4 protein-coding genes, 15 tRNA genes and 2 rRNA genes are annotated in these 12500 nt (G+C 47.3%); 1 reads left to right on the plus strand and 20 read right to left on the minus strand.

The genetic code is table 11. The features are described from left to right. Positions 1 to 28: 28 nt before the first annotated feature. A complete protein-coding gene (locus NLBNIHML_RS12230; protein ID WP_339237657.1) occupies positions 29 to 337 on the minus strand; it encodes a LiaF transmembrane domain-containing protein in 309 nt (102 codons plus the stop codon). Positions 338 to 895: 558 nt separating this feature from the next. Between NLBNIHML_RS12230 and NLBNIHML_RS12235 the strand changes: the two genes are divergently transcribed. Beyond that, positions 896 to 3286, plus strand: coding sequence for a helix-turn-helix domain-containing protein (locus tag NLBNIHML_RS12235; RefSeq protein ID WP_494354463.1), 2391 nt, complete (start codon positions 896 to 898; stop codon positions 3284 to 3286). Positions 3287 to 3638: 352 nt separating this feature from the next. On the opposite strand, the gene NLBNIHML_RS12240 is transcribed toward NLBNIHML_RS12235, so the two are convergent. The 19 genes from NLBNIHML_RS12240 to NLBNIHML_RS12330 form a co-directional block, all read right to left on the minus strand. Further along, complete coding sequence (locus NLBNIHML_RS12240; protein WP_494354464.1) at positions 3639 to 4565, minus strand: class I SAM-dependent methyltransferase; 927 nt, start codon at positions 4563 to 4565, stop codon at positions 3639 to 3641. Positions 4566 to 4729: 164 nt separating this feature from the next. Further along, positions 4730 to 4808: transfer RNA gene (locus NLBNIHML_RS12245), tRNA-Leu, on the minus strand. A 6-nt stretch (positions 4809 to 4814) separates the two neighbouring features. Next, positions 4815 to 4888: transfer RNA gene (locus NLBNIHML_RS12250), tRNA-Cys, on the minus strand. 6 nt (positions 4889 to 4894) lie between these two features. Next, positions 4895 to 4969: transfer RNA gene (locus NLBNIHML_RS12255), tRNA-Gly, on the minus strand. A 4-nt stretch (positions 4970 to 4973) separates the two neighbouring features. After that, positions 4974 to 5048: transfer RNA gene (locus NLBNIHML_RS12260), tRNA-Gln, on the minus strand. Between the two features lie 22 nt (positions 5049 to 5070). Next, positions 5071 to 5143: transfer RNA gene (locus NLBNIHML_RS12265), tRNA-His, on the minus strand. A 30-nt stretch (positions 5144 to 5173) separates the two neighbouring features. Next, positions 5174 to 5247, minus strand: a tRNA-Trp gene (locus NLBNIHML_RS12270). Between the two features lie 6 nt (positions 5248 to 5253). After that, positions 5254 to 5339, minus strand: a tRNA-Tyr gene (locus NLBNIHML_RS12275). A gap of 9 nt (positions 5340 to 5348) precedes the next feature. Continuing rightward, positions 5349 to 5424 (minus strand) — tRNA-Thr (locus NLBNIHML_RS12280). 20 nt (positions 5425 to 5444) lie between these two features. Beyond that, positions 5445 to 5520, minus strand: a tRNA-Phe gene (locus NLBNIHML_RS12285). Between the two features lie 95 nt (positions 5521 to 5615). Beyond that, a tRNA-Asp gene (locus tag NLBNIHML_RS12290) sits at positions 5616 to 5693 on the minus strand. Positions 5694 to 5718: 25 nt separating this feature from the next. Beyond that, a tRNA-Met gene (locus NLBNIHML_RS12295) sits at positions 5719 to 5792 on the minus strand. A gap of 17 nt (positions 5793 to 5809) precedes the next feature. After that, a tRNA-Val gene (locus NLBNIHML_RS12300) sits at positions 5810 to 5885 on the minus strand. Positions 5886 to 5952: 67 nt separating this feature from the next. Beyond that, positions 5953 to 6024, minus strand: a tRNA-Glu gene (locus NLBNIHML_RS12305). Positions 6025 to 6033: 9 nt separating this feature from the next. Next, positions 6034 to 6125, minus strand: a tRNA-Ser gene (locus NLBNIHML_RS12310). A 3-nt stretch (positions 6126 to 6128) separates the two neighbouring features. Next, a tRNA-Asn gene (locus NLBNIHML_RS12315) sits at positions 6129 to 6204 on the minus strand. Between the two features lie 67 nt (positions 6205 to 6271). Next, positions 6272 to 9199 (minus strand): 23S ribosomal RNA (locus NLBNIHML_RS12320). A 306-nt stretch (positions 9200 to 9505) separates the two neighbouring features. Beyond that, positions 9506 to 11057: ribosomal RNA gene (locus NLBNIHML_RS12325) — 16S ribosomal RNA — on the minus strand. Together the 16S and 23S rRNA genes with 15 tRNA genes alongside form the textbook arrangement of a ribosomal RNA operon. Positions 11058 to 11514: 457 nt before the next feature. Beyond that, the gene (locus NLBNIHML_RS12330; protein ID WP_339237663.1) at positions 11515 to 12393 is read right to left on the minus strand and encodes a nucleotidyltransferase-like protein; all 879 of its coding nucleotides are present in this window, start codon (positions 12391 to 12393) and stop codon (positions 11515 to 11517) included. Between the last annotated feature and the right edge of the window lie 107 nt (positions 12394 to 12500).

Consider the following 12500-nt stretch of genomic DNA (forward strand, 5'->3'; position numbering starts at 1 on the left):
TGTCCCTCCTTTTCATAATCGTGAAAGCTTAGTACCGGCGATGACGACCGCGGTTATTGCTTAGCATTGAGATACCGAAGATGATTAACCCGATCGCGATGATCGGTCCGATCAACCATGCCAGTTTTCCCATCAGTGAGATGATACCGATGATAAGAACGATCCATCCGAGCATCACATTTCCTCGCTTGACTCCGTAGTACCCCAGTGCAATCATCAGGACCGGAATCAGATAACCCATTAAGTGTCCAAGAAGTGGAGTTAACTTTCCGAAGAGGAGTAGTGCACCCAGTGCAATCAATACAATCGCCCAGCCATTTCCCTTATTCAATCTCATAATTGTTGTTCACCGCCCTTTCCATTCATTCATTTTAATGTGTTGAGTCATTTGTTCGTTTGTTTCTTGTTTTTTTGTTTCCGTGTTTCTTGTTTAACCTTATGTCCTTATTCTAGGGGAATTTGAGACTTTTCAAAACAGACCGTGGACGGTTTTTCATCCTAGACTCAGGTCGGGGATCTAGTTGGACCTTTGACTGTCCCTATATAAGACCAACGTTCCGCCCATGCTGAACAGCACTCAGGATACCTTCTATATCTCCGTATTCAGGCTACCTTTTACCCGAAATGAACCTGTAGAGAGAATGATGTCCATGTTTCTATTTACGTTCTCACTGCTATTACGTTTCTTATGATTCCGTTTAGAAGAGTCGGACCAAGCCGTTCCTATAGTCTTTTCTGCAAGATCATCCATCAGCAATCCCTTAACTCTGTTTCTATGCCCCTTTAAAAAATTACTTTTTTATCCAAATAAACAAATTTTAGATTGTTCTATATGTAAGCGTTTACTAAAATAGAAAGTGTTACTATTACTTATGTCAGGAGTGGAACTGGAACTGTGCGACCAATCAGCTATCTCCACAAAATGATTATCTTCGGAATCCTGTTAAGCACCCTGCCCATTTTATTAACGGGAATTGCTGCATTTATCTATTCATCGAACCAATCTGAACTGCATCGTACGCAGGCCAACAGACAGTTGCTGGAACAAATGCAAGCCAACGTAGAGCACAAACTCGCTACAGTCAGTTATATGCTTGATCAGGCCGTCCGCTCTCCAGTAACTCTCAGGTCCCTGTCTGCTTCTTCTTCACTACAAGGGAAAGGACCTTTACTTGCCGACAAGCTGCAGAGCGAGTTTCAACATATGAGGTCATGGGAACCTCTGCTGGATATTAGCCTGGTGAACCAATCTCAGAATTGGCTTATTGATCACGCCGGATTATATCGTAATACGGGTTTTCCACTCGCTCTTCCCATGAAGGAATTGATATCGGATACGCTCACCTCTGGGTGGCAGCTCTCCCCGTCATCGGTGTTCAGTAATGACGAGCGTTCACCCGGTACAGGCTGTATTTATCATATTGCCCTTGCGAGAACTATTCCGAATCTGAATACGTCTTCTGATGCTGCCCTCATAGCGGGAATTCCTGCATGCTCTTTGCAAAATACATTTGGAGAAGTCTCCTTAGGCAATACTGCCTCAGGACTGATCATTTTGAATCGGGAACAACGTATCTTGGTCCATCCCGATCCTGTATACATTGGACAACCGTTGTCTGCCATTGGATTACAGGATCGAGATACCGAAGCCAACATAGCCAAACTATCACCCATTCCATTTTCAACAGGCTTTGAAAAACGAGAAGTTAAGATCGCGGGTACACCTTATTCCCTGACGTATAGCCCTACTACCTTAAAAGGATGGACTTATGTTCTAATCTCGCCTACGAACGTTCTGACACAAGAATATATCGATATTGGATTACACACTTTGTATATCAGTCTCTTCCTGCTTTTACTTTCATTATTGCTTGCCTGGCTCGGTTCCAAACGAATGCTTGTCCCGATTCGGAAGCTCTTAACCCAACTTGGTGACAACAGGCTGTCCAAAGACGGAGGCACCTTCACTCAGCAACCAACTGAGCTGTCTGATGAGTTCGAACAGATTAGAGCAGGTGTGTCACAATTATCTGCATCTCGCTCCCAACTGGAGAACACACTCAATAGGCATCTTTTACAGATTCGCACTCATCTTATGATGAATCTGTTCCAGGGTAAAATCTCTGTTCATACTCTTCATGACACCCTGCATGAATATGGCTTCACGCGTCAGCTTCGGGAATGGCAACAAATTGCTGTTATCACACTACAGGCCGATCTCGTTAATCATACAAAATATAGTGCGAATGATCGTGACCTCCTGTTATTCGCTACTCAAAATATATTAGAGGAAACGGTGGTGCATGACCAACAATTGCTTCCCATTGTTATGGAACAAACGGTAGTCACGGTGATTGGCACCGTTGAAGAGGATCAGTTTGTTTTTTCACAGCAGCTATATGTATTAACAGACCAGTTACAACAACAAATTAATAAAATTCTAGCTCTCCAAGTTAGCATAGGCTTCAGCCAGCCGCATAACTCCTTATACCACATTCCTCAGGCTTATTTAGAGGCAATGGAGGCACTGAAGCATCGGATGAAGCTGGGCCCAGGTATTATCTTTCAGTATGAGAACATTGATCATTATGCTTCCACTTGGTCCATGACCTACCCAGAATCATTGGAATATTTGTTGATCCAAGCTATTCAAAGTGCGGATGAAGTCCAGGCACCTACTCTTCTGCAACAAATTCTTGAAGTGATCTTTGGTATGGAGTGTTCCCCAGAAGAATATCAGGTGGCTCTTACGAGGCTGCTCACGCATATTTTGCAGATGACTCAGGATTCCGGCATACGTCTCGGGCAGATCTCACAAGGCCGTGGATCGATGTTTCATGGACTTCATCGTTTGCAGTACGCCGCTGAAGTTGAGGAATGGTTTAACCATCAAGTCATCTTGCCCGTAATTCAGGTTTTTAAAGCGAGACAGGTTGCCCAATATCAGCATATATCAGAGAAAATGATTGCCATGATTCATCAAGATTATGATAAGGATCTGACGCTTGAGCAGTGTGCCTTGAAGCTTCACTACAATGCCAACTACTTAAGTAGTGTTTTTCGTAAAGAGACAGGCTGTTCATTTAGTGAATATTTAACCAAGTACCGATTTAACATCGCTAAAAAATGGCTGGACGAAAGTGATCTAACCGTTAAAGATATCGCAGCGCGACTTAGGTACAACAATCCGCAAAATTTCATTCGGTCATTTCGTAAATATGAAGGAATTACCCCCGGTCAGTATCGTGAGCGTAAGCAGAATGCAGAACTATGCAGCAGGAAGTAAACTACGTGTTTCGTTTCGTGTCTCGTGTCGAGTTTCAGGCTTAGTTTTTACCGTGGTCTCGATATTGGATTTAAGTATTCCTTTAGCCCATATGTAGTTCATTGATTAAGCTCTATAGGCTCAAGGAATCGAGGACTTGGATCAATGCACTTTAAGTTTTAATGAAATTAAAAAAAAGAGGGAGCAACGATCCTGCTCTCTCTTGTAATAACTTACCTTCAAACTTCATCTGTTTCACATATACATCTTCTTGTGTGCCAGCGTGAGGCTTCCTAGCGTCATCTCAGACGTTAGACCACGTTGTTTCTCCCGATTGCTGATTCTCCTTGTACACATAACAAGCCTATACGATTTATCGCTTATCCTTAATATGAACTGTTTTCATGTTTGGCTGCTCAAGTTGGATCAGAATCTTCCCGAACCTTGCTCCACGTGAGAAGGTCACCGTACGATCCTTGTATGTATCTTGGATGTATTTCTCAGCCAGACTAAGAGAATCTTCATCCGATGGTAACTCATACGTATTAAGCAATTCTGGCAGCTTGTCGATAATCTCTTCCACTGGTACTTCAAATAAGTTAACTTCTCTCGTAATGATCATAGTGTATGAATAACCCTTTAAATACAGTAACTGTTGAATATATCCCATATCACCAGCCTTGTATGTAGAAGTTACCCCCAGTACATCCTTAAGTTCATCCATTAATGTGTGTTCCTTCTGTCCAGCCATAGTGCTTATATACACATACTTCCGGGCACAGTTGATCGCCTGCTCGATCGTTTTCCAATCTGACATTGCCGGACACATGGATGCAAATGCAAAGTCATATTTCTTCTCCCAGCCTTTATCCTGAATGGAGATTTCCTCATACCGTTCTTTAACGATTTCGATATTAGATTCAAGAGCTGTAGGTATCGTCTCTTTCATCAGGGAGACAAGCAACTCAGATGGTTCAACTGCAGTCACAATTGCTCCCTTCTCTGCAAAAGGAATGGTGAATATGCCCGAAGCAGCTCCAATGTCCAAAATGGATAACCCCTCGAACTCCACACCTTGATTCTCAATCCAATTCATAATACGCTCAGAACGTTGCTTCCCTTCTTCAGAGAACGACTGTACATGATAATCCCTAGCCCATCGTTCAAATGCTTCTTCTGTATTAAATGGGGCGCTTTTCTTTTTATATTTTGGACTTCTCGGACGATTTTTCCATGCCTCTTCCCATACAGAAAGATTAAATAACAGATCGGTATCCGATACATTTTTTTCATTATTCACTTTGCTTCACTCCCTCTAAATTAAAGACTTTACTTATCTACAATATACTGAATATAATCATACGTCAATGTTTATTAAAGTCCAATATTCTTTACTGTACAAAAATCTGCATAAAATAAAATAGCCCTACACATTGCATAAGCAACATGTAGGGCTATTCAATATACCGGCGAGAGGACTCGAACCTCCACGGTTTCCCACTCGATTTTGAGTCGAGCGCGTCTGCCATTCCGCCACGCCGGCATATACTGGAGGCGCCACCCAGATTCGAACTGGGGATAAAGCTTTTGCAGAGCTGTGCCTTACCACTTGGCTATGGCGCCATATTTTGGAGCGGACGACGGGAATCGAACCCGCGACCCTCGCCTTGGCAAGGCGATGCTCTACCGCTGAGCCACGTCCGCATAATGGCTGGGGATATAGGATTTGAACCTATGCATGACGGAGTCAAAGTCCGTTGCCTTACCGCTTGGCTAATCCCCAATAAAAAATGAAAAAACAAAGGGGCGATCGAGGGGAATTGAACCCCCGAATGCCGGATCCACAAACCGGTGCGTTAACCACTTCGCCACGATCGCCACAAAAGGTTAAATTTCTTAAAAGTTAATTGGCAGGGGCAGCAGGAATTGAACCCACACCAACGGTTTTGGAGACCGTTGTTCTACCTTTAAACTATGCCCCTAAAAACTGGTGGAGGATGATGGATTCGAACCACCGAACCCGTACGGGAGCAGATTTACAGTCTGATGCGTTTGGCCACTTCGCTAATCCTCCAGGATTACATGGTGCCGGCGAGAGGACTTGAACCCCCAACCTACTGATTACAAGTCAGTTGCTCTACCAGTTGAGCTACACCGGCATATTAAATTGTTTTGAAAATGGTGGCTCGGGACGGAATCGAACCGCCGACACGAGGATTTTCAGTCCTCTGCTCTACCGACTGAGCTACCGAGCCATAATAAAGTCTAATCTTAATTCCTTACACTTTATATAGGGCATCAGTGCCATACAGCAGATGTAGTGAACAGTTTGCCTCATGTAAAGATTAAATGGCGGAACCGACGGGATTCGAACCCGCGATCTCCTGCGTGACAGGCAGGCATGTTAGGCCAACTACACCACGGTTCCATAGTACTTTCACAAGGAAAGTTAATTGCGGGGGCAGGATTTGAACCTGCGGCCTTCGGGTTATGAGCCCGACGAGCTACCGGGCTGCTCCACCCCGCGTCGTTATAAAAAGTATATGGTGGAGGCTGAGGGGATCGAACCCCCGACCCTCTGCTTGTAAGGCAGATGCTCTCCCAGCTGAGCTAAGCCTCCGAACAACACATTTATGATCATATCATAATCTTGTTGTAAAAATCAACTTCTTTTTTTGAAGTTAATATGACCCGTAGGGGATTCGAACCCCTGTTACCTCCGTGAAAGGGAGGTGTCTTAACCCCTTGACCAACGGGCCTTGTTATTATGGCGGAGAGAGAGGGATTCGAACCCTCGAGACGCTTGTGACGCCTACACGATTTCCAATCGTGCTCCTTCGGCCAGCTCGGACACCTCTCCATATGGCTCCCCGAACAGGGCTCGAACCTGTGACAACTCGATTAACAGTCGAGTGCTCTACCAACTGAGCTATCAGGGAATATGCTTCAGAGATCGTTCTCTGAAAACTAGATTCGAAACGAAAGTGTGCGAATTACAACTTGCTATTGGATAAGCCCTCGACCGATTAGTACTGGTCAGCTCCATGCATTGCTGCACTTCCACCCCCAGCCTATCTACCTCGTCGTCTTCAAGGGGTCTTACATACTGGGAAATCTCATCTTGAGGGGGGCTTCACGCTTAGATGCTTTCAGCGTTTATCCCGTCCGTACATAGCTACCCAGCGGTGCTCCTGGCGGAACAACTGGTACACCAGCGGTACGTCCATCCCGGTCCTCTCGTACTAAGGACAGCTCCTCTCAAATTTCCTACGCCCACGACAGATAGGGACCGAACTGTCTCACGACGTTCTGAACCCAGCTCGCGTACCGCTTTAATGGGCGAACAGCCCAACCCTTGGGACCTACTTCAGCCCCAGGATGCGATGAGCCGACATCGAGGTGCCAAACCTCCCCGTCGATGTGGACTCTTGGGGGAGATAAGCCTGTTATCCCCAGGGTAGCTTTTATCCGTTGAGCGATGGCCCTTCCATGCGGTACCACCGGATCACTAAGCCCGACTTTCGTCCCTGCTCGACTTGTAGGTCTCGCAGTCAAGCTCCCTTATGCCTTTGCACTCTTCGAATGATTTCCAACCATTCTGAGGGAACCTTTGGGCGCCTCCGTTACTCTTTAGGAGGCGACCGCCCCAGTCAAACTGCCCACCTGACACTGTCCCCGCACCGGATTACGGTACCAGGTTAGAACCTAGATACGATCAGGGTGGTATCCCAACGTTGCCTCCACGCAAGCTGGCGCTCACACTTCAAAGGCTCCCACCTATCCTGTACAGATCGTACCCAAATTCAATATCAAGCTGCAGTAAAGCTCCATGGGGTCTTTCCGTCTTGTCGCGGGTAACCTGCATCTTCACAGGTATTAAAATTTCACCGGATCTCTCGTTGAGACAGCGCCCAAGTCGTTACGCCATTCGTGCGGGTCAGAATTTACCTGACAAGGAATTTCGCTACCTTAGGACCGTTATAGTTACGGCCGCCGTTTACTGGGGCTTCGGTTCACAGCTTCGGGATTGCTCCCTAACCACTCCCCTTAACCTTCCAGCACCGGGCAGGCGTCAGCCCGTATACTTCGCCTTACGGCTTCGCACAGACCTGTGTTTTTGCTAAACAGTCGCTTGGGCCTTTTCACTGCGGCCCCCTCGTGCTATTCACACTACCGGGGCACCCCTTCTCCCGAAGTTACGGGGTCATTTTGCCGAGTTCCTTAACGAGAGTTCTTCCGCGCGCCTTAGAATACTCTTCTCGCCTACCTGTGTCGGTTTGCGGTACGGGCACCTTCACCTGGCTAGAGGCTTTTCTTGGCAGTGTGAGATCATGACCTTCGCTACTACAATTTTCGCTCCCCATCACAGCTCAGCCTTATGATGTGCGGATTTGCCTACACATCAACCTCACTGCTTAGACGGACATCCATCAGTCCGCGTCACTACCCTACTGCGTCCCCCCATTGCTCATAACGGCTTACGGTGGTACAGGAATTTCGACCTGTTGTCCTTCGACTACGCCTTTCGGCCTCGCCTTAGGTCCCGACTTACCCTGAGCGGACGAGCCTTCCTCAGGAACCCTTAGGCTTTCGGCGGATCAGATTCTCACTGATCTTTTCGTTACTCATACCGGCATTCTCACTTGTATAATGTCCAGCGCTCCTTACGGTACACCTTCAACCCTTATACAACGCTCCCCTACCCCTGATGCAAAGCATCAAGCCATAGCTTCGGTGGTGTGTTTAGCCCCGTTACATTTTCGGCGCAGAGTCACTCGACCAGTGAGCTATTACGCACTCTTTCAATGGTGGCTGCTTCTAAGCCAACATCCTGGTTGTCTGTGCAACTCCACATCCTTTCCCACTTAACACACACTTGGGGACCTTAGCTGATGGTCTGGGCTGTTTCCCTTTTGACAATGGATCTTAGCACTCACTGTCTGACTCCCGGAAGTAAGTCTATGGCATTCGGAGTTTGACTGAGCTTGGTAACCCTTGCGGGCCCCGCACCCAATCAGTGCTCTACCTCCACGACTCTGTTTTCCGAGGCTAGCCCTAAAGCTATTTCGGGGAGAACCAGCTATCTCCGAGTTCGATTGGAATTTCTCCGCTACCCCCACCTCATCCCCGCACTTTTCAACGTGCGTGGGTTCGGGCCTCCAGTGCGTGTTACCGCACCTTCACCCTGGACAGGGGTAGATCACCCGGTTTCGGGTCTACGTCCACGTACTACATCGCCCTATTCAGACTCGCTTTCGCTGCGGCTCCGGCTCTTCACCTTAACCTTGCACGGGAACGTAACTCGCCGGTTCATTCTACAAAAGGCACGCCATCACCCCTAAAACGGGCTCTGACTTTTTGTAAGCACACGGTTTCAGGTTCTATTTCACTCCCCTTCCGGGGTGCTTTTCACCTTTCCCTCACGGTACTGCTTCACTATCGGTCGCTAGGAAGTATTTAGCCTTGGCAGATGGTCCTGCCGGATTCATACGGGGTTTCACGTGCCCCGCACTACTCGGGATCCGTCTCGGAGGGAACAGACTTTCAATTACAGGGCTTTTACCTTCTTTGGCGGGCCTTTCCAGACCTCTTCGCTTAACCGGTTCCTTTGTAACTCCATGTGAGACGTCCCACAACCCCAAAGAGCAAGCTCTTTGGTTTGGGCTTCTCCGCGTTCGCTCGCCGCTACTGACGGAATCACTATTGTTTTCTCTTCCTCAGGGTACTTAGATGTTTCAGTTCCCCTGGTATGCCTCTACATAACCTATGTATTCAGTTATGAGTAACTGGAAATTACCCCAGCTGGGTTTCCCCATTCGGACACCCCCGGATCAAAGCTTGCTTACAGCTCCCCGAGGCAGTTTCGTTGTTCGCCACGTCCTTCATCGGCTCCTAGCGCCTAGGCATCCTCCGTGTGCTCTTAGTAGCTTAACCATTGCGCTCGTGTTCGAGCTGTCGCTCCGCTTGGTTTGCTTGCGCAAATCCAAAAGTCGCTCCATTTCGATCACTCGCTCCAGCAATCTACCGTTTTTATTGAAACTTGTTATACACAAGTTCAGCTAAAAAGGAATGTTCTAATTCGCATTTACTTTCGTTTCGATATCTAGTTTTCAAAGAACAAGCTCCATACAAAAGCAAGCTGTTTGAGAGTTTGAGCTCTCAAAACTGAGCAACGAGTGAGTAGTTTGCAGCTAAGCTGCATATTTGAATGTTTCCGTTACAGGAAACGATTCTCCATAGAAAGGAGGTGATCCAGCCGCACCTTCCGATACGGCTACCTTGTTACGACTTCACCCCAATCATCTATCCCACCTTCGGCGGCTGGCTCCTTGCGGTTACCCCACCGACTTCGGGTGTTATAAACTCTCGTGGTGTGACGGGCGGTGTGTACAAGACCCGGGAACGTATTCACCGCGGCATGCTGATCCGCGATTACTAGCAATTCCGACTTCATGCAGGCGAGTTGCAGCCTGCAATCCGAACTGAGACCGGCTTTTTAGGATTCGTTCCACCTCGCGGCTTCACAGCCCGTTGTACCGGCCATTGTAGTACGTGTGTAGCCCAGGTCATAAGGGGCATGATGATTTGACGTCATCCCCACCTTCCTCCGGTTTGTCACCGGCAGTCACCTTAGAGTGCCCATCCGAAATGCTGGCAACTAAGATCAAGGGTTGCGCTCGTTGCGGGACTTAACCCAACATCTCACGACACGAGCTGACGACAACCATGCACCACCTGTCTCCTCTGTCCCGAAGGAAAGGTACATCTCTGTACCGGTCAGAGGGATGTCAAGACCTGGTAAGGTTCTTCGCGTTGCTTCGAATTAAACCACATACTCCACTGCTTGTGCGGGTCCCCGTCAATTCCTTTGAGTTTCAGTCTTGCGACCGTACTCCCCAGGCGGAGTGCTTAATGTGTTAACTTCGGCACCAAGGGTATCGAAACCCCTAACACCTAGCACTCATCGTTTACGGCGTGGACTACCAGGGTATCTAATCCTGTTTGCTCCCCACGCTTTCGCGCCTCAGCGTCAGTTACAGCCCAGAGAGTCGCCTTCGCCACTGGTGTTCCTCCACATATCTACGCATTTCACCGCTACACGTGGAATTCCACTCTCCTCTTCTGCACTCAAGTCACCCAGTTTCCAGTGCGATCCGGGGTTGAGCCCCGGGATTAAACACCAGACTTAAATGACCGCCTGCGCGCGCTTTACGCCCAATAATTCCGGACAACGCTTGCCCCCTACGTATTACCGCGGCTGCTGGCACGTAGTTAGCCGGGGCTTTCTTCTCAGGTACCGTCACCTTGAGAGCAGTTACTCTCCCAAGCGTTCTCCCCTGGCAACAGAGCTTTACGATCCGAAAACCTTCATCACTCACGCGGCATTGCTCCGTCAGGCTTTCGCCCATTGCGGAAGATTCCCTACTGCTGCCTCCCGTAGGAGTCTGGGCCGTGTCTCAGTCCCAGTGTGGCCGATCACCCTCTCAGGTCGGCTACGCATCGTCGCCTTGGTGAGCCGTTACCCCACCAACTAGCTAATGCGCCGCAGGCCCATCCCCAAGTGACAGATTGCTCCGTCTTTCCAGTTTCCTTCAGGCGAAGGAAACAACTATTCGGTATTAGCTACCGTTTCCGGTAGTTGTCCCAAACTTGAGGGCAGGTTGCCTACGTGTTACTCACCCGTCCGCCGCTAAGCATCAAAGAAGCAAGCTTCTTATCAACTCCGCTCGACTTGCATGTATTAGGCATGCCGCCAGCGTTCGTCCTGAGCCAGGATCAAACTCTCCAATAAAGTATTGAAAAGAGCGATAAGCTCATTTTGAATCTGACGAGATTAAAAAATCTCATTTGTGCTCCAGTCGATCCAAGCCAAGGCTTGTTTCCAACTTTCGCGTTCATTCTGCAAGCAGAATGTTTACTCACTCGTTGTTCAGTTTTCAAAGATCAAACACGATTTGTTTCACTTCTTTTTCGTCTCAACCAAGTTTCGGCGGCGACTTAAATAATGTATCACATTTCGTTTGTTTTCGTCAAGAACTTTTTTAATTTCTTTTTTTGATGCGTTAGTTCTTCACTTTTCCTCTGAAGAATTTATCGTTTGTTGGCGATAATCTCGTTTGAGGAACGAAATATAATGTATCATATATCGTGAATCAGAGTCAACATTTTTTTATAAATTATTAAACAAACAAAAAAGGAAGGTTTCCCCTCCCTTATGCGATCAATTATTGCCAGACTTTTGAAGAAGGTTATGTCTCAATCCAATACCGAATTTCCCGACCCTCTCCTTCGATAGATGGCCACCCTGGCGATTCTTTTACTATAGAACGAAAGACCAACTTGCGTATAACCAGAGGTAGATCTTCTCGAACGAATCTTAACTGCGGATGATGAACAAGTTCATTGATGCTCCAAGGCTCCTTGCGACTTCTTAACACACGTAGCAGCAGCTCTGAGCATTCACTCATTTTGGACATTACCGAAAACTCACAGGCAAGCAGTACAAGCTCTACTCTCTGCTCCAGTGTCTCCGAGCTTACCGTAAGCTCTTGGTATAGTTTCCACAAAGCACGATCCAGATTCTGCACATGTGTCCAGACGGCATGATCCGGGTATATCCCCTGTTCAATCAATACAATTCTTGCCCAGTTGCCCAGAGCTTCTAATACATTGTAGTAGGCATCTACAACATGACCTTCCTGGATATGACGTTTCGCCTCCACATACATCCTCAAGAAACTGGTGAATTCATGCAGGAGCTTCTGCTCACGTAATTCTGTACCAAAGGCAGACAGTTCTTGTCGCAAGTCGCTTAAGGCGCTGTCCTCTTCCCATATAATCTCACCTTCAATCAGACACTCGGTAAGATTATTGTGATTCCCGGTAACTATACTACTCTTTAATTCATGACGGCTTGCATAGATCATTTGATAACGAAGATCACCATATCTGTAATGTCCCACCGCCGATTTTAATTGATCATCATTATGAACAACAAGTACCAATAATTCGAAATCTTGAATTAGGGAGCCGTGGAATCGCTCTCCCGGGTGGGAATAAGCGATAGCCCCAACTGCCCCTGTCTCTTCCGACTGTTCGGACAAAAAAGCAAGGTTCTTTAATTCCACGATTCCCTCCATACATTTCATGGCAGATAAGCGCCAAGTCAGTTATAATGTAATTCTACATCCAGACTAAAGTTTCCTTCTTTTCCAGGTCCGATACTACTCATACG

The sequence above is a fragment of the Paenibacillus sp. JNU01 genome, from assembly GCF_059130585.1.

What these genes read in the sequence shown, in the direction of transcription:
- NLBNIHML_RS12230 (WP_339237657.1), bottom strand. Translation starts at nt 337, where the DNA reads ATGAGATTGAATAAGGGAAATGGCTGGGCGATTGTATTGATTGCACTG.